This window comes from Pseudomonas sp. RT6P73 (assembly GCF_054897715.1).
The window spans coordinates 796,826-814,430 of record NZ_JBUBUV010000002.1; the positions used below are offsets into that span (position 1 = coordinate 796,826).

The 17,605-nt window shown below is 57.6% G+C and carries 19 protein-coding genes; 18 read left to right on the forward strand and 1 reads right to left on the reverse strand.

From position 1 onward, the window contains the following. The first annotated feature begins 23 nt into the window (after positions 1–23). The 13 genes from ACYZT6_RS04035 (at position 24) to ACYZT6_RS04095 (ending at position 12,462) form a co-directional block, all read left to right on the forward strand. On the forward strand, positions 24–509 hold the full coding sequence (locus ACYZT6_RS04035) for a hypothetical protein (RefSeq protein ID WP_462025821.1): 486 nt from the start codon (positions 24–26) through the stop codon (positions 507–509). Positions 510–567: 58 nt separating this feature from the next. Further along, a complete protein-coding gene (locus ACYZT6_RS04040; protein ID WP_462025822.1) occupies positions 568–3,135 on the forward strand; it encodes a phage tail tape measure protein in 2,568 nt (855 codons plus the stop codon). Further along, a complete protein-coding gene (locus ACYZT6_RS04045) occupies positions 3,135–3,479 on the forward strand; it encodes a phage tail protein (RefSeq protein ID WP_462025823.1) in 345 nt (114 codons plus the stop codon). Before ACYZT6_RS04040 ends, ACYZT6_RS04045 begins: the two co-directional genes overlap by 1 nt. Positions 3,480–3,534: 55 nt before the next feature. Further along, positions 3,535–4,236 carry a phage minor tail protein L gene (locus ACYZT6_RS04050; RefSeq protein ID WP_462025824.1) on the forward strand — a complete coding sequence of 234 codons (702 nt, stop codon included), beginning with the start codon at positions 3,535–3,537 and terminating at the stop codon, positions 4,234–4,236. A 2-nt stretch (positions 4,237–4,238) separates the two neighbouring features. Further along, on the forward strand, positions 4,239–5,021 hold the full coding sequence (locus ACYZT6_RS04055; RefSeq protein WP_462025825.1) for a C40 family peptidase: 783 nt from the start codon (positions 4,239–4,241) through the stop codon (positions 5,019–5,021). Then, positions 5,018–5,605 carry a tail assembly protein gene (locus ACYZT6_RS04060; RefSeq protein WP_462025826.1) on the forward strand — a complete coding sequence of 196 codons (588 nt, stop codon included), beginning with the start codon at positions 5,018–5,020 and terminating at the stop codon, positions 5,603–5,605. Before ACYZT6_RS04055 ends, ACYZT6_RS04060 begins: the two co-directional genes overlap by 4 nt. A 58-nt stretch (positions 5,606–5,663) precedes the next feature. Beyond that, positions 5,664–9,284, forward strand: coding sequence for a TipJ family phage tail tip protein (locus tag ACYZT6_RS04065; RefSeq protein ID WP_462025827.1), 3,621 nt, complete (start codon positions 5,664–5,666; stop codon positions 9,282–9,284). After that, the gene (locus ACYZT6_RS04070; RefSeq protein ID WP_462025828.1) at positions 9,281–9,604 is read left to right on the forward strand and encodes a hypothetical protein; all 324 of its coding nucleotides are present in this window, start codon (positions 9,281–9,283) and stop codon (positions 9,602–9,604) included. Before ACYZT6_RS04065 ends, ACYZT6_RS04070 begins: the two co-directional genes overlap by 4 nt. Before the next feature lie 242 nt (positions 9,605–9,846). After that, positions 9,847–10,269, forward strand: a complete 423-nt coding sequence (locus ACYZT6_RS04075; protein WP_462025829.1) for a hypothetical protein — start codon at positions 9,847–9,849, stop codon at positions 10,267–10,269. Positions 10,270–10,293: 24 nt separating this feature from the next. Next, complete coding sequence (locus ACYZT6_RS04080; RefSeq protein WP_462025830.1) at positions 10,294–11,214, forward strand: phage tail protein; 921 nt, start codon at positions 10,294–10,296, stop codon at positions 11,212–11,214. Between the two features lie 11 nt (positions 11,215–11,225). After that, the gene (locus ACYZT6_RS04085; RefSeq protein WP_462025831.1) at positions 11,226–11,612 is read left to right on the forward strand and encodes a hypothetical protein; all 387 of its coding nucleotides are present in this window, start codon (positions 11,226–11,228) and stop codon (positions 11,610–11,612) included. After that, positions 11,609–11,974, forward strand: coding sequence for a phage tail protein (locus ACYZT6_RS04090; RefSeq protein ID WP_462025832.1), 366 nt, complete (start codon positions 11,609–11,611; stop codon positions 11,972–11,974). The genes ACYZT6_RS04085 and ACYZT6_RS04090 overlap by 4 nt, the downstream gene beginning before the upstream one ends. Positions 11,975–12,036: 62 nt before the next feature. Beyond that, the gene (locus tag ACYZT6_RS04095) at positions 12,037–12,462 is read left to right on the forward strand and encodes a cell wall hydrolase (RefSeq protein ID WP_462025833.1); all 426 of its coding nucleotides are present in this window, start codon (positions 12,037–12,039) and stop codon (positions 12,460–12,462) included. Between the two features lie 19 nt (positions 12,463–12,481). Here ACYZT6_RS04095 and ACYZT6_RS04100 read toward each other — a convergent pair whose 3' ends face one another. Beyond that, a complete protein-coding gene (locus ACYZT6_RS04100) occupies positions 12,482–12,871 on the reverse strand; it encodes a hypothetical protein (RefSeq protein WP_462025834.1) in 390 nt (129 codons plus the stop codon). A gap of 716 nt (positions 12,872–13,587) precedes the next feature. On the opposite strand from ACYZT6_RS04100, the gene ACYZT6_RS04105 reads away from it, so the two are divergent. The 5 genes from ACYZT6_RS04105 to ACYZT6_RS04125 all read left to right on the forward strand — a co-directional run bounded on the left by ACYZT6_RS04105 (position 13,588) and on the right by ACYZT6_RS04125 (position 17,563). Then, the gene (locus ACYZT6_RS04105; protein WP_462029906.1) at positions 13,588–14,322 is read left to right on the forward strand and encodes an XRE family transcriptional regulator; all 735 of its coding nucleotides are present in this window, start codon (positions 13,588–13,590) and stop codon (positions 14,320–14,322) included. A gap of 499 nt (positions 14,323–14,821) precedes the next feature. After that, a complete protein-coding gene (locus tag ACYZT6_RS04110; RefSeq protein WP_462025835.1) occupies positions 14,822–15,169 on the forward strand; it encodes a phage holin family protein in 348 nt (115 codons plus the stop codon). Positions 15,170–15,303: 134 nt separating this feature from the next. Then, positions 15,304–15,888 carry a phage tail terminator protein gene (locus ACYZT6_RS04115; protein WP_462025836.1) on the forward strand — a complete coding sequence of 195 codons (585 nt, stop codon included), beginning with the start codon at positions 15,304–15,306 and terminating at the stop codon, positions 15,886–15,888. After that, positions 15,885–16,067, forward strand: a complete 183-nt coding sequence (locus ACYZT6_RS04120) for a DUF2635 domain-containing protein (protein ID WP_462025837.1) — start codon at positions 15,885–15,887, stop codon at positions 16,065–16,067. Before ACYZT6_RS04115 ends, ACYZT6_RS04120 begins: the two co-directional genes overlap by 4 nt. Beyond that, on the forward strand, positions 16,067–17,563 hold the full coding sequence (locus tag ACYZT6_RS04125; protein WP_462025838.1) for a phage tail sheath subtilisin-like domain-containing protein: 1,497 nt from the start codon (positions 16,067–16,069) through the stop codon (positions 17,561–17,563). Before ACYZT6_RS04120 ends, ACYZT6_RS04125 begins: the two co-directional genes overlap by 1 nt. Positions 17,564–17,605 lie beyond the last annotated feature (42 nt).

Below are 17,605 nucleotides of genomic sequence, written 5' to 3' on the forward strand. Positions count from 1 at the left end.
CACTTTTACGGAGGGAACTCGACATGGCGCTAGCTAAGTGCAGGGAATGCCAATCTTTGATTTCAACCAGTGCATCCGCATGCCCATCCTGCGGTGCGAAGCCTCGACGCAAAACAAGTGTATTAACTTGGGTTGTTGGGGGCTGCTTTGCGTTGTTAGTTATAAACTTTGTTTCTAACTCGGTGACAAATAAAAGCTCCCCGTCTAGTGTTGCAAAGATGACGCCGGAAGATTCGGCTCGTGCTGAGCAGGGAAGGCTGCGACAACTTGAAATAATTACCGCCAAGAACGCGGTGACGGAACAAATGAAGGATCCTGATTCAGTCCGTTTCGGTGAGGTGGTAAACCGTGCGGGCACGATATGTGGCTATGTGAATGCAAAAAATTCACTTGGTGGATATTCAGGGGAAAAAGCGTTCATGTTCGATGTTGCTTCAAAAGAAGTTCTTATGTTTGGACAAGTCCAGAACTTCGAGAAAACATGGAATACTAAATGCCCCGCCAAATAGATAAAACCAAACTTGTAAGCCCGCACTGAGCGGGCTTTTTTTTGTCTGGAGAAAATAGATGTCCAGCAGATCATTAGGAACACTGACGCTGGACTTGATCGCCAAGATCGGTGCTTTCACCGGACCGCTCGACAAGGCTAGCCAGGAAGCGAAGAAGCGAAATGCAGAAATCAGCAAATCCTTTGACAGCCTGGCTAAGGGTGTTGGTACTGCTATCGGTAGCATCCCTGCGGTACTTACCGCACTCGTTGTTCACTCGGCCAGCGTAGCGAAGGAAATTTCAAACCAAGCAGCACTTGCTGGTCTTGGCACCACTGAGTTCCAGAAGTACGCGGCAGGCGCTAAAAGCGTTGGAGTAGAGCAGGACAAGTTGTCGGACATTTTCAAAGACACCAACGATAAGATGGGGGATTTTGCGAGCACCGGCGGTGGTGAGTTGAAGGATTTTTTTGAAAACATTGCACCGAAAGTTGGAGTAACTGCTGAGAGTTTCAAGAAGCTGAATAGCAAAGATGCGTTGGCGCTATACGTTACAAGTCTTGAAAAGGCCAACGTCAACCAGAAAGAAATGACCTTCTACATGGAGGCTATTGCCAACGATTCGACTGCACTTGTACCACTGCTTCGAAATAGTGGAAAGGCGTTCGACGAGCTTGGCCAAGCCGCCTTGGAAGCCGGCGTGGTGATGGACGAGAAAACCATTGCCGCCGCGAAGCAGTTCGGCATTGAGATGCAAGGTCTTGGCCAGTACATCACGTCCGGCAAGACCATGCTGGCCGCTGAGTTTCTGCCGGTGCTTGCTCAGTTTTCAAAAGACGTAAATCAATCGGCAAAGGACGCCGGCGGTTTGAGCGGTGCCGTAGGCGATCTGGGTAACAAGTTGGTGGAAACCTCAGCGTTTGTAGTAAACGCAGGGGATGGCGTTGTTCGCGTATTTGAAATCCTCGGGAACACTCTTGTGGGGCTCTACGCGACTGCCGTAGCTCATATGTCTTCGCTTATGAGCAGCCTGGCTTCAGGCCTCTCCAGCATAACTATTGGTGAAACAGCTGACCAATTCATTGCAGACAGCGCACGCCTTCGAGATGAAGCGTCGATAAACTTCAGCATCGCCGCACAAGCGGCCGCGAGCATCGATGAAAGCCTTACTGCTCCGCTCGCGGGTGATAAGTTTAAGGACTATGTCCAGAACGCCAAAAAAGCGGCTGCCGAGGTTGCTGCGACAACGAGTTCCATTGCGCCAGGAGCCGGCAGCGGCATTGACCCCAAAGCCCTCGAAAAGGCGAAGAAGGCTGCACAAGACGCCGAAAGCGCTGCCAAAAAGTTAAACGACACATTCAGTAGCGCCGAAACGGACCTTCAGCGGCAGATCGTCCTGATCAACACCTCTACCGATGCCCGGAAGAAAGCCGCTGAAATCGATAAGCTCCGGTTTGAGATTGCCTCGGGAAAGCTGGTTGGAATCAATGCTCAGCAACAAAAGCGTTTGGAGAGCCTGGCGGCAGAACTTGATGTTCTGGAAAAGCTCAAGCTGGCGAACGAGGATGAGGCCAAGTCGGCCACCTATCTCGCCAATCTGAAGGCGGCCAACGCCACCACCAAATCCGGATTTGATAGTGAACTGGCTGGCGCCGGCATGGGTGATAAAGCCCGTGAACGGCTTCAGCAAGACCTGGCCATTCAGCAAGATTTCAACGCGCAGATGGCCGATCTGCAAAAGCAATTCAATGCTGGCGATATCAGCGCGAGCCTGTACGAAACGGAAACAGGGATGCTCAAGGACGCTCTTTCAGAGCGCCTGGAGTTGCAGCAGGAGTATTACGCGAACATCGATATTGCCCAATCCAACTGGATGGACGGGGTGAGCGATGCTTGGCAAAACTATGTCGATGAGGCTCAGGACTACACCTCACAGGCTGCCGATGTAACGGCTTCCATTCTGGATGATGCCACTGACGGGCTCGGCAACTTTCTGGCTGATGTAGCAAGTGGTGCAGAGAATGCGGGCGATGCGCTCGGGGACCTCGTAGCGAATTTCGCCAAGTCAACGCTCAACGCGCTAACGGACATGGCGGCCCAGTGGCTGATCTATCAAGGTGTGCAGCTGCTGGTGGGCAAGGCCACTCAAGCGAGTGCAGTACCGGCATTGGTTGCCAACGCGCAGGCAACCGCCTTTCAAGCCAGCCTCGCGGCATTCGCCTCGACGGCTGCAATTCCTATCATTGGTCCTGCCGCGGCTCCAGCAGCTGCTGCCGCTGCCGCTGCAGCCACGGCGCCCATGGTTGCGGGGGTCGCAAGTGCGGCACTGGCTGGCATGGCGCACGACGGTATCGACGCTGTTCCGGAGACGGGCACCTGGCTATTGCAGAAGGGTGAGCGGGTAACGACTGCCGAAACCAGTGCCAAGTTGGATCGCACGCTCGATCGAATGAACGCCCCGTCCACAGGTGGAGGGGGTGCCTCGATCAGCATCAGTGCACCGATCACAGTCCAAGCCCAGAGCGGCGTGAGTGATCAACAGGCTCAGCAGCAGGGAGAAGCAATGAGCAAGGCGTTCACAGCTGACGTGATCCGGATCATCACTCGGGAAACCCAGCAGGGCGGTGTGCTCTGGAGGCGTGTGTAATGGCTGAGACTTTTGGATATTGCACACGCATTGGTGCCAACGGCGGTGTCAGCCAGCGCACTTGGGAAAACGACTTTGGAGACGGATACACCCAGGCTGGCGGGGTAGGCATCAACACCAAGTCGCAGTCTTGGGATATCGGTGTTGTCGGGCAGATGGTCCCAGGGGATGACCTTATGGGCGTTCGAGATTTTCTCGATCGTCACGAGGGATACAAGTCATTCTTGTGGACGCCGCCTGGAGGAATCCAGGGCCGATACAGCGCAAACGGTTACAAGCTAAATGCGCAGGGGGCAGGTCTGTTCGCCCTCAGTGTCACCTTCAAACAAGTATTCCGACCCTGATCTTTTACAATTGTTGAGCCCCGCCTAGTGCGGGGTTTGTCGTTTTTGGAGCCTTATGAATTACAACGCAGACATCCAAAAACTTGAGCCGGGTAACCAGATCCGCCTATTCGAGCTCGACGCCACGCGCCTGGGCGCGAATTTGTGGCGCTTCCACGGTCATGCGCAAGAAGGCGACATCATCTGGCAGGGACAGCTGTATTCCCCTCTCCAGATCACAGCGAAGGGGTTCGATATCCGCGGTGATGGCCGGCCGGCTTCGCCCACCTTGCAGGTGGCAAACGAACTGGGCGGTGTGCGTGGCGCGCTGACTGCGCTGTGCTTGCAGTTCCGGGACCTGGCTGGCGCCAAGGTCCGCGTCATCGAAACGTTCCGCCACTTTCTGGACGCAGCCAACTTCCCCGACGGCAATCCCACTGCCAGCAACCAGAGCAAGATCAACCTCTGGTATATCGAGCAGAAGACTGCTGAATCATTCGAATCGCTGACGTTCGACCTGTCCGGTCCAACGGACATGGAAGGGCAGATGTTGCCAGCGCAGCAGATCACCAAGCTGTGCCGCTGGGCTTGCCGGGGCGGCTACCGGGGCGAGGCGTGCGCTTACATGGGCGCCGCGATGTTCACGAAAAAGAATGAGCCCACGGACAACCCGGCACTTGATCGCTGTGGCGGTTGGTGGAGTAGCTGCAAGCTTCGCGGCAACACCCGCCGATTTGGCGGATCCATGGGCGCGAGCCTGATCGCATCTTCGAGGTAATCATGCGGATCAATCAAAAATTGCAGGCAGAGATCCGTGCTCACGCCGAGCGTGATTACCCCGCCGAGGCGTGCGGTGTGTTGGTCAGCACTGAGTCAGGCCGCATTTATGTCCCTTGCGGCAACAAAGCGAAGACCGCCCGGGAGAATTTCCAGATCGATGAGCGCGACCTGGCGGCCGCAGAAGATCTCGGAGCCGTCGTTGCAATCATTCACAGCCATCCTGACAAAGCGCCGTCGCCGAGCATGGCCGATCGCGTCAGTTGCGAACTGCACGAACTGCCCTGGGGCATCGTGGGCTGGCCTGGCGGTGAGTTCGAGTGGTTCAAACCGGCCGGGTTTCAGGCGCCGCTGCTGGGGCGGGACTTCTCCCATGGCCTTCTGGATTGCTGGGCCGCTTGCCGCGACTGGTATGCCCGAGAGGCAGGGCTGCAGCTGCCAAACTTTGAGCGCCATGACCTGTGGTGGGAGGACGAGCAAGGGCCGAGCCTTTATGAAGACAACTTCAAGGACGCGGGTTTCTACCAGGTTGAAACGGCCCAGCGCGGGGACATGCTGGTGTTGCAAATCCCAACCCCGGGCCAGAACTGCTTCCACCCTAACCACGCCGCGATCTACCTGGGCGATGAGCCCGCGCTGATTAGTGAGCCCGCAGCCACCTTGGGTGGCTCCGGGCCATTTATCTACCACCACATGGCGGGTCGCCTGGCCGGGCGTGAAATCTTCGGTTGGTCGCAGGCCAGCCGGGTGAAACTGATACTGAGGCATAAGGACTACCGCCCATGACAATGACGACCATCAAGCTGGGCGGCGTGCTGGGTAAGCGCTTTGGCCGCGAGTACTTGCTCGACCTGTACGGCTTCCGCGACGCGATGAGCGCGCTGTGCAACATGAAGCCGGGCTTCGAGCAGTTCCTGCGCAGCGCCGAAGAACGAGGGCTGGTGTTCGCAGTGTTCATTGACGAACGAAACGTCGGCGAACAGGAACTCGATCTCAAGTCGGCAGGGCCAAGTGCGATCCGCATCATGCCGATCATTCAAGGGAGCAAGCAGGCGGGCATGTTTCAGACATTGCTTGGCGTGGCCCTGGTAGTCGCCGGACTGTTCACAGGCGGTACGACTTCTACGCTGGGTATGGGCCTGCTGGCCGCCGGCGCCGCAGTTGGCTTGGGCGGTGTGGTGCAGATGCTGTCTCCGACGACCAAGGCCAATACCAGTGACAAGAATGAGGACGGTAACAACCCGAGCTATGGCTTTGGCAGCGCCGTCACCACCATCGCCCAGGGCAACCCCTACCCGTTGCTCTACGGCGAGCGGGAGATCGGCGGGGCCGTAGAATCTGGCGGCATCTACACGCAAGACAACATCTGATCCTCGGAAACACCCACAACCCGCTTCGGCGGGTTTTTGCATTTATGGAGATCCCTGAATGGGCGCAGTAGCGAAGAAACGCCGGTCGGTGACGGGCGCAAAGGGTGGCCAGGCAAAGCAGAAACAGCCGAGCATCGCTACCAATAGCGTCCCTTCGATCGCCACTGCCCGCATCGTTTACCTCTGGAGCTGGGGTCCGATCGTCGGGCCTGTGAATGGCCTGCAGTCCGTGCGATTGGATGGCACGCCTATTCAGGCTCCGGACGGGACCATCAATTATCCAGGCGTGAAATGGCAGTTCCGATCCGGCGAACTTAATCAAGCTCGCCTTGCGGGCGTGTCCGAGTCGAGCAACGAAATCGCCGTGGGCCAAGAGCTGCTGACCACGGCGCCTTGGCTGCACACGATCAACAACGCAATGATCGATGCACTGCGTCTTCGCTTCAGTTGGCCGCAGCTTCAGAGCCAGGACTCGAGCGGCAACATCAACGGCGTGCGCATCGACTATGCCGTAGACATCTCCACCGACAACGGCCCCTATGTCCAGGTCCTGACCTCGTTTGTCGATCGGAAAAACATCACCAAGTACGAGCGGTCGCACCGTCTTGAGTTGCCAGAGGGCAGTAGCTGGACGGTCCGGGCCCGACGCCTTACACCGGAAGCGAACAGCTCGCTGGTGCAGGACGGCATGGTTGTGGAGGCCGTTGCCGAGGTTGTTGACAGCGACCAGGAATACCCGCTGACGTCGGTTGGCTGCATTGAATACGACGCCCAGCAGTTCGGCGGCGATATCGCCAAGATCGCGGTATTGATGCGCGGTCGCATCGTGCGCGTTCCGACCAACTACAACCCTGAAACCCGAACCTATGCCACCGGCGGCGCCGGCACCAGCAATGGCGTTTGGGACGGAACGTTCAAAGAGGCGTATACGAACAACCCGGCCTGGGTCTTTTATGACCTGGTGCTGCACCCGTATTACGGGCTCGGTGAGCGAATTGATGCAACGATGGTGGATCGCTGGTCGCTGTACCGGATCGCCCAGTATTGCGACCAGATGGTGCCGGACGGTAAAGGCGGGCATGAACCACGCTTTACCTGCAACCTGTACTTTCAGAAGCAGGCCGAAGCCTACGCGGTGCTGCAGGACCTGGCCTCGATTTTCCACGGCATGGCCTATTGGGACGGAAGCCAGGTAGTCGTCAATGCCGATATGCCCGGCGACCCGGTATTCAGCTATAGCCCGGCGCAGATCCTCAACAACGGAGCCATCCAGTACGACGGCACGCGTTGGCGCGATCGGCACACCAACGCCATGGTTTCGTGGGACAACCCTGGACAGGGCTTTGAAACTGACAAAGAACCGGTGTTTGACGACGAAGCGCTGAGCGAACTGGGCTCCGTGCGGGAGCTTGCCGTCGATGCTTTTGGATGTACCTCGTTGGGTCAGGCCCAGCGCGCTGGCCAGTGGGCGCTGTTGACCGAACAACTGCAAACCCGGGGCGGTACCTTCCGCGTCGGGCTGGACGGACACATTCCCAAGCCGGGCCAGGTGATCGCTGTTGGTGACCCAATGCTGGCCGGCCGCGCGAATGGCGGGCGCATCTCGTCGGTGAACGGCCGGGTAATTACGCTGGATCGTGACCTAGAGATTCCCACCGGAGCCCGCCTGCTGTTGAACCTGCCAAGCGGGAAATCCGAAGGGCGCGTCATTAAGTCGTTTGCCGGTCGCGCTGTCACGGTCATGGCTGATTACAGCGAAGTGCCGGAGGCTGAGTGTGGCTGGGTGATCGACTTTGACGATCTGAAGGTGATGCAGTTCTATGTGCGTAACGTCACGCGGCCGGAGTGGCATCAGTTCCAGATCGAGGCGATCCAGCACGAACCGAGCAAGTTCGATGCAATCGACTTCGGCGCTGTTGTAGATACGCGTCCGATTAGTGGGATTCCGATCGGGACACAAGAGGCGCCGGCGCGGGTACTGCTCAGTCAGCACGTCGTGATCGAGCAGGGCATTGCCGTCACCAACATGACTATTGCCTGGGACGCCGCGCCCGGTGCTGTCGGGTATGACGTCGAATGGCGCTGGGGCGCGCGGGAGTGGATCAAGGTTCCGCGCACGGGCGAGTTGGCCGTGGATGTACGAGGGATTTACTCCGGCCAATACTTGGCCAGGGTGCGGGCGGTCAGTGCGATGAATGTTTCATCCATCCCAACCAACTCTGTGCTGACCGACTTGCTCGGCAAAACTGGCCTTCCACCATCTGTTGCTCACCTCATCGCCACACCGCTGTTGTTCGGCATCAATCTCAAGTGGGGGTTCCCGGCTGGTGCCGAGGATACCCAGCGCACGGAGATCTGGTACGGGGCATCGACCAGTCTGGAGGCGGCCACCAAGCTGGCAGATCTGGCCTATCCGCAGAAAGAGTACTCAATGCAAGGCCTTCGGGCCGGCGTGACGTTCTTCTTCTGGGCGCGGTTGGTCGACCGTACCGGCAACATCGGTCCGTTCTATCCAATCGGGCTTGGGGTCATGGGCCAGTCGAGCTCTGACGTCTCGGCCATCTTGGAAATGATCGCCGGCCAGATTGGCGAGACGGAACTTGGCCAGGACCTGCTGGACGAGATCAACAAAATCCCCGGCCTTCAGGAACAGATCGACGCGCTCGACGACATCCTCCTGTACGACCCATCTAAGACCTATGTCGATGAAGACATGGTGCGAATGGGGCAGCGTTTGTATCAAGCTACTCAAGCGGTGCCGCTCGATACTCCACCACCGAATCTGGCTTACTGGCTGGATATCGGGAAGTCTATTGAAACGGCGAATGGACTGGCGGAGCAGGTGGCCTTCAACACCGCGGATATCACCGAGCTCGATGGTATGGTCACGGCTCAGGCGACCGCTTTCCAAGCGTTGCGCGCCTCCTACAGAGACGACAACGGGGAAGGGGATCTGGCCGATGCTCTGAAAGGCTGGACCAGCACTGCGGCGATCGCCAGAGAGGAAAAGGTCAGGGCTTCAGAAAACGAAGCGATGGCACAAATCACGACCACCCTAGACGCAAAGGTTGGTCAGAATGCTGCAAACCTCACCACGCTTGAGCAGGTGGTTGCGACGAACAACTCGGCGACGTCTACCAAGATCGATCAGCTCAGCGTCACCATTGGACAAAACGGTTCAGCGATCCAGCAAAACACTGCGGCTATTCAACAGACCGCTACGGCTTATGCAGACACAAGCGGCAAGTTGTCGACGATGTGGTCGGTGAAAATGCAGGTCAACGCGCAGGGACAGTACGTCGCAGCGGGTATCGGCCTCGGCATCGAGAACGGGCCGGCAGGTTTGCAAAGCACTTTTCTGGTAAGCGCCGACACCTTCGCGGTGGTCAACGGCATCAATGGCACGCTGTCCTCGCCATTTGCAGTGACCGGCGGCCAGGTGTTTATCCGCTCCGCGTTCATCGAGAACGGTTCGATCAACATGCTCAAGATCGGCGACACCTTGCAGTCTGACAACTACGTTGCCGGTTCCACCGGTTGGCGCCTGACGAAGGCTGGGGTGTTCGAAATCAACGGCAACGTTGCGGGTGCTGGCCGAATGACCATGACAAACAACGCGCTGAAGGTTTACGACGCCAACGGTGTCAAGCGCGTGCAGCTGGGGGATCTAAACGCATGAGTTTTGGAATGCGGACCTGGGGTGCTGACGGAATACTTCAGTTCAACACTGATACGGCAACTTGGAGGATCGTGCTGTCATCGGTTGTTTCGTTTGCGGGCGCGGGAGGGAAAAGCACTCAGCAATTTTCGGTGCCCGGCTGCAACACCAGTAACGCGGTGGCCATTGTTCTCCCGATCGGAGTAGCCGCCGACGACGACCGCCAGCTCGAAACAGAAATGACCGACGGCACCGTCTACGTCAGGAACTACATCAATGGTTACGCCGGGCTGAAGTTTTCTCACAGCACAATGAGGCTGATTGTCATGAGGTGGTACTGATGGCGGGATTCGGACTCTCGGTTGTCAACGATAGAGGTGTGGTTTCCATTGACTCGGAATACGCGAGACTGTGTGTTCTTCAGTCGGGAAGGTATTCGGGAGGGGCGGGGAGTGCGGGCGTGTCCTTCAGTCCCGCAATAACAACCCAAGAGCCTCCGCTTATATTCTTAAGGCCAGATAACAATGGAGGTCTTGTCACCATTGGCTGCAGAATTTCGGGAGCACCGGGAAACTGGACCGGGATGACCATCACCGGTCCTGCAACTTATGCCCCGACAGGGAAATACTTTGTAGGTGGATTCGCTGCAACGGCCACCGCGGCGTTCGGCATGAGGCTTTGGGACGGCGCCAGTAAGCTTCTGTTTGATAGCGGCACACCATCAGCAGTATTCACAAGGTTTTTTCAGAGTTGGACGTATGTAAAGTCTACACAGGATGCGCAAGGATTTTATACCAACTGGTATTCATCACCATTCAGTTCGTCGGCCGATGAATATTTGATGATTAATAACGCGGGTATGCGAATGTTGTCCGGTGACAATATTGGACGGACCACTGGCATTACATATGACTTCGCCCAATCTCAACTTTGGTTTACTACTACTGCCTTGAGCAACCCGATTGTCTTTTTCTTACCAGCCATCTTCTCAAAAATTACTGCTTAAACAAATTCTTATAGGGATTCATTTATGCCTTGGTATAAAGCCGGGACGGTTTCTGTCACCCTAAATTCCAATGCCGTCATTGGCACTGGAACAGCTTTTATCGCGAATAGCCGAGTGGGTGACGCCTTTCGGGGGCCGGACGGTGGTTGGTATGAAGTGGGCAACATCGCCAGTGATACCGCGATGTCGATCTCGCCGCCGTATCAAGGCGTAACCAATGCAGCCGGCATCTACGCGCTGGCCCCAATGCAAGGCTACGTGAAGGATTCAGCCGATGCGCTGAGATCGTTAGTCAACACCTACGGCCAGAAGCTCGCCGCACTCGGCACGACCGGCAACTACGACATTCTTCCTGTCAACAAAGGCGGTACAGGTGGGGCTGATCAGGCTTCGGCTCGCGCAGGGTTGGGCGCTGCGAAATCTGGTGCAAACCTTGACATCACAGCGCTTAGCGGTTTGACGACTGCACTCAGCGTTGCCCAAGGAGGCACGGGCGGTAACACACAGGGTTCAGCTCGTAGCGGTCTTGGGCTAGGGTCTGCGGCAGTGGCCGCAATAATCGGAACAGTATCCCAATCCGGAGGTGCTCCTACCGGGGCACTAATGGAGTACGGGTCAAATGCAATCGGAGAATATTGGAAGTTTGCTAACGGGCTAATGGTCAGCTCCCAGTATATACAATTAGGATCACTGACATGGACTGCCGGTACTGGTGTCCGTTTCGTGCAAGTAACGGCGGGACTGCCAGTTACATTTGCCGTGAGCCCACTTCTATATACACAAGTTCGCGACGGCAATGTCTCAGCCCGGGCAGCTTGGTGCACCATCGCAGTTGCTCCAACTCCTGGAACAATTGATGCTTGGTTTGCCGCGTCATCGGGCACGACAGGCTCCAACTCTTTCGGCGTGAACGTTTTTGCGCTAGGTAAATGGTTTAACCCATAAGGGACTGAGATATGAAAATTGTACTTGTTCCGCAGCGCCGGGATGACACGCTGGAAGTTATGAAGGCGGGCGATGTTCTTACGGTGAATGGCGAAAGCTTCGACTTTTCACTTGTGGGCGACGGTGCCACACTCCCAAGAGCGGCGATTAATTCTCAATGGTTTGCAGGGGATGTCGACAGAATCGATGGGGAATTAATTCTCGCGTTATGGCTCCCCAATCCTTTGAACTACAGCCCCCAACAGGCGTTCCCCGTACCGTTGGAGAACGTGCCGGATGGACTGGTAGTTTTCCCACCACCACTGCCGGACGAGGTGGTAGCTGCTCAGCAGTCCGAAGAGCAGGAGAGCTGGGAGCAAAGTCACGACCTTGGCCGCGAAGTGGAGCTTGAAGCATGAATATCGACTGGTCCCAACTCATCACCAAGGCCATGAAGGACGCCGCCGCCCACGCCGCGCAACTGGCCGTTGCAAAAACAGAATTGACCGCGAGAAATTCCAAGGCTTTGGCACAAATTGCCCGTATTCAGGAGCGCATCGATACGATCGGCTTTGGTATCGATATCGGCGAAGCGACCGCAGAGGACGAGGCGGAGCAGGCCGCCCTGCTGATCAATGTCAAGGCCTGGAAAAAATACAAATTCGATCTTGGAAAAGTGACAACCCAGTCGACCTGGTACGCCGCTCCGATTTGGCCCATTGAGCCAGTGGTGCCGGTAATCGTGGCGGACCCGCAAACTGTGGCTGCCGACCTGATCTAACGCGCCACCGCAGTGCAACGCAACCCGCCACCGAGCGGGATTTTTTTTGCCTGGAGAAAAGTATGACCGTCATCGAGAAAGACCGCGACATCCTCGCACGCACGCTGTGCGGTGAAGCCCGCGGTGAAAGCCTCGCCGGGCAGATTGCCGTGGCCTGGACGATTCGTAACCGCGTGAACGATGGCAAGACCAAGTCGTGGTGGGGGGATGGCTATGCCGGCGTATGCCAGGCGCCGTACCAGTTCAGTTGCTGGAACAAGAACGACCCAAACTTCGCCTATCTGAGCGGGGCCAAAGCGATTCCGTTCCGGGAGCTTGCCCAGGCACGGATTGCTGCTGACCAGGTGATCGACGGCAAAGTGTCGGATCCCACTGGCGGTGCCACGCACTATTACGCCATCGCCATGAAGAAGGCGCCGGCCTGGGCCGCGAAGGCCAAGCAGACATTGAGACTTGGTGGTCACGCCTTCTTCAAGGATGTGCCGTGACTCCAGCCGGGTATCAGGCTCAAGTGTCGGAGGTGTCCCGCTGAAGGGGGAAAGGGCTTTCGAATGGCTTCTCGCCGGACAGTTTGCGGATCCTGAGGGTGAGTTCGCTGATGTGCCTGCTGTTGGCCATCAGCTCCCAGTTGCTTTTCGTCTCAATATCGGTGGCTCTACGGTTTGAATCTGCGAGATCGGCCTTGACCTTCAACAGTTCGACACGCAGCGCCCCGCATTCCTTCGAGACCTCACCATGCATTTGCACTATGCCGAAGATGTCTTCGCGGGCTTTGCGCAATTGCAGGGTCAGTTCCTGCACCTCGTTCTCGGTCATGCGCAGGAAGTAGCGGCAGGTCTCAAGCTCAGTGGGGCAGCCAAGCCAGTCGCTGGTGTCTTCAATTTCGAGGGGGTCCACGGTTATGCCTTATTGATACTGTTTGGATATACAGTAATCGAGGCGCGGCATTCGGGCGAGGATGAAGCGACGAGCAGTAGGGGTTTGGATTGGTATTCGGTCGGCAGGACGCCGGAGGTGGGATTTCTTCTGTGGATATTCTTCCCCAAAACGCAACCGTTTGGGCCAATGTTTATTGGGTTCTAAAGAGTCGCAAAAGGTGCTGCTTTTTGTGGTCGATTTGTAGCTCAAGGCCTTGATTCTAAAGGCCTTGATTGATTTCTATGCGGCATCCCAGGCTTTGATACGGCAATTGACCCTCTGCAATGGCGCTAAAGGATCCGGAAAGGCCTGAAACGCTGTCTAAAACTACCTCGACCTTCCCCGGTTTCATTGGCCCGAAAGGCGCCTAAGTCAGGTTAGGGTTTTAGACAGTCGCAAATGCATACCCTTGAAATACGTGACCTGTAAGCCGTCTCCGTTAGTACTGCTGCATCATCGGCGTGTGTGAGGACAGATCGGACAGTGCTTTATTCATCGGATATCAGGCAAATTCGTTGAAAGGTGTAGGGCAAAGGAGGGACATCGGCCCGGCTCTTCCGCGATGGGCGCAAGGTTAACATGAGCAGTCTGCCGGACGCAGGCATGAAAGCCATGCTGCACCTTTCTGCTGGCTATGCACGTTTTATGCAAAACAGCATTTGTCTTCCAAAAAAAGTTCAAGCACTATGCCCGTTATGCAAAAACGCAATGTTTCTACCGTCCTAAGAGCGCTGCTCGATCAGCACGGGATCTCCCCCACGGAGCTTCACCGTCGCACCGGCGTGCCTCAATCCACTCTCTCGCGGATCCTCAGCGGGAAGATCGTCGATCCTTCGGATAAACACATTTCGAAGATCGCCGAGTACTTCGCCGTGAGCACCGATCAGTTGCGGGGGCGCGCGGATGTTGCGTCCACCGCCAATACCGGACGCGATGAATTGCATTCCGAACTCAAGGACATAAGTCTGTGGGACGACGATACGCCCGTCGATGATGACGAGGTGTCGGTCCCCTTTCTTCGCGAGGTTGAATTGGCTGCTGGATCAGGAAGATTCGTCATCGAAGAGAGCGAGCGCTCTAGCCTGCGCTTCGGCAAGCGCAGTCTGCGCCACAACGGTGTGCAGTTTGATCAGGCGAAATGCGTGACGGTGCGCGGCAACAGCATGTTGCCGGTGCTGCGCGATGGCGCCACCGTTGGCGTGAATGCGGGCAAGTGCGGGATTGGCGACATTATTGATGGCGACCTGTATGCCATCAACCACAACGGCCAGTTGCGGGTGAAACAGCTTTATCGCTTGCCCACCGGCATTCGCCTGCGCAGCTTCAATCGCGATGAACACCCGGACGAGGACTACACCTTCCAGGAAGTCCAGGAAGAGCAAATCGTCATCCTCGGTCACGTTTTCTGGTGGGGCATGTACGCCCGTTAACCTCACCGCTGTCCGCTAAAACCCGCCCGAGAGCGGGTTTTTTTTCGCCTGCCAAAAACCGTCAGCGCCTTTATTTATGGGGTGTTCATGCGTCAGTGCATTTGCTGTGCATAAATAAATGCGTTTATGCATTGACTGTATATGCATCCATGCATATTCTTGTCTCAAGCCGCTCAACAAAGCAGCTCGAAACGAAGTTCTTTAGTTCCACCACAAAGGCAGCGATGAACCGGCCTCAACGGTTCAGAGGGTTGGCAACTGACCCGGGTGTGCAGCGTAAAGCACCAGAAACAGTTATCCGGCGGGCAGGGACCGCGGTCGGAAAAACAATTTGAATGGACTCGTACCGCGCCAGTAGCGCCGAAAAGTCAGCAGGACCGCATTACTGAAAAGCCCGGAACGCTCCGGGCTTTTTGGAATGCCTACCTACCTTCAACACCCAAGAGACACCGTTTGAAAGAACCACACATTACTCATCCATCACCCCGGGAGGCGTGACATGACAAACGAGCAACAAGCGTTGCTGGACATGCCGATCTGGCTGGTCATCGTGCTCGCCCTGGTGGGCGGGGTGTCCGGCGAGATGTGGCGTGCCGACAAGGAGGGCGCTCGCGGCTGGTCGTTGCTGCGGCGACTTGCCCTGCGTTCCGGGGCCTGCGTGGTGTGCGGGGTCTCGGCCATCATGCTGCTGTACGCCGCCGGCGTGTCGATCTGGGCCGCTTGCGCATTTGGCTGCTTGACAGCGATGGCCGGCGCGGACGTCGCGATCGGTCTTTACGAGCGCTGGGCCGCGAAGCGGATTGGCGTTTGCGAAGTGCCGCCGCGCGACACAAGCCAGGATCACTGAAACCCAAGACCAATGGATTGGCGAACAGTGGCGCCCCGACCGGCATCCGACCTGCAAGGACGCGGGTTTCCCATGGCCAGTACCTTTGAATCAAACCCGCCCCTCAGCGGGTTTTTTATGCCCGGTGACAACCCATGAAGATCACTCCACTGATTTCGCAATTACGCGATCACTGCCCAACCCTCGTCAATCGCGTGGCCGCTGGCATCGATCTCACCACCCTGCAAGCCGACAACCCGCTGCAAACCCCTTGCGCCTACGTCGTACCGATCGCCGATGTGGCGAGCCAAAGCGTGGCGCAAAACCTGGCCCTGCAACCGATCCGCGACCGCTTCGAAGTCACCCTGGTGCTCGACACCACGGACGCTACAAAAGCGCTGGATCTGATGCACGACCTGCGGGCCGAACTGTGGCGCGCGCTGGTGGGTTTCAAACCCGGCAGCGACTACGACGCCATCGCATACGACGGCGGCGAACTGGTTTCCATCAACAGCAGCCGTGCGCTGTATCGCCTGCGCTTTTATACCGAGTTCCAGCTCGGCCGCAATCTGCCCGGCCAGCCTGCGGAAAGCTGGCACGAACGTGAACTGGACGGCTTGTCGTCCTTTACCGGGGTCACCGTGCGGGTCGATGCGATCGACCCGGCAGACCCCAATCTGAAACGCCCGGGGCCCGACGGGCGCCTGGAACTGACTTTCTCTGGAGACGTAACCCCATGAGCAAACGTATCACCGTGCTGCCGGCCCCAGGCCGTGCCGTGCCCGACCCGGAAGCGGGCGATCTGTTGCCCCTCGAGGGCCGTGAAGTGTCGGACAACGCCTGGTGGCGTCGACGTCTGGCCGATGGCGATATCACTATCAAAGCCGTGAAAGCGGCAAAACCACAGGGAGCCAAATAATGGCGATCGGATTCAGCAACATCCCCGCGGACATTCGTGTTCCGCTGTTCTACGCCGAGATGGACAACTCGGCAGCCAATAGCGCGTCGTCGGCCATGCGCCGTTTGATCGTCGCTCAGGTCAACGACAACATGGCGCCGGCCGACGTCGGCAAACTGGTGCTGGTGTCCAGCGTGGCACTGGCAAAAAGCATCGGCGGCCAAGGCTCGATGCTGGCTTCGATGTACGAGACGTTCCGCAAGACCGATCCGGTCGGCGAGATCTGGTGCCTGCCGCTGCACAACACTGAAGGCAGTATCGCCAAAGGCGTGCTGACCCTCACCGGCGCGGCCACCCAAAGCGGTGTGCTCAACCTGTACGTCGGTGGTGTTCGTGTTCAAGCGGCCATTGTCAGCGGTAACACAGCGGTTCAAGCAGCCACCGCGCTGGCGCTGAAAATCAACGCCGCCGCTGATCTGCCGGTCACTGCCGCTGCGGTCGAAGGTGTCGTGACCCTGAGTGCCAAATGGACTGGCGACAGCGGCAACGACATCAGCCTGCAATTCAATCGCCTGGGCAAGAGCAATGGCGAAGAAACCCCGACCGGCCTGACCTCGGCGGTCACCGCCATGACTGGCGGCGCCGGTGTGCCGGATCAGGTTGCCGCCGTGGCCGCGCTGGGCGACGAACCGTTCGAGTTCATCTGCATGCCGTGGTCGGACTTGTCGACCCTCAACACCTGGCAAGCCGTCATGGATGACAGCACCGGTCGCTGGTCCTGGGCCAAGCAATTGTTCGGTCACGTCTACAGTGCCAAGCGCGGCACCATTGGTACTTTGGTCGCCGCTGGCCAGGCGCGTAACGATCAGCACATGACCCTTCAGGCGCTGGAGCCGGGCGTACCGCAACCGTTCTGGGTTCAAGCCGCTGCACTGGCTGCGCGCACGTCGGTATTCATTTCCGCCGATGCCAGTCGTCCGACTCAAAGCGGTAGCCTGCCAGGTCTCGACCCGGCCCCGGCGAGCGAACGTTTTACCCTGACTGAGCGTCAGTCGCTGCTTAACTACGGCATCGCCACCGCCTACTACGAAGGCGGGTACGTGCGCATTCAGCGTTCGATTACCACCTATCAGAAGAACGCTTACGGCCAGGCGGACAACTCCTACCTGGACAGCGAAACCATGCACCAGTCGGCGTTTATCGTGCGCCGCCTGCAAAGCGTGATCACCAGCAAGTACGGTCGCCACAAACTGGCTTCCGACGGCACCCGTTTTGGCGCCGGCCAGCCGATCGTCACCCCGAGCACCATCCGCGGGGAGCTGATCGCCCAGTACGCCAAGCTCGAACTGGAAGGCCACGTGGAAAACGCCGAGCTGTTCGCCCAGCACCTGATCGTCGAGCGCGATGTGCAGGACCCGAGCCGGGTCAACGTGCTGTTCCCGCCGGATTACATCAACGGCCTGCGCGTGTTCGCGTTGCTCAACCAATTCCGTCTGCAGTACGACGACGCGGCGTGATCGCTGCCTTGACTGTGTGATTTCAGCCCACCCCGCGTGGGC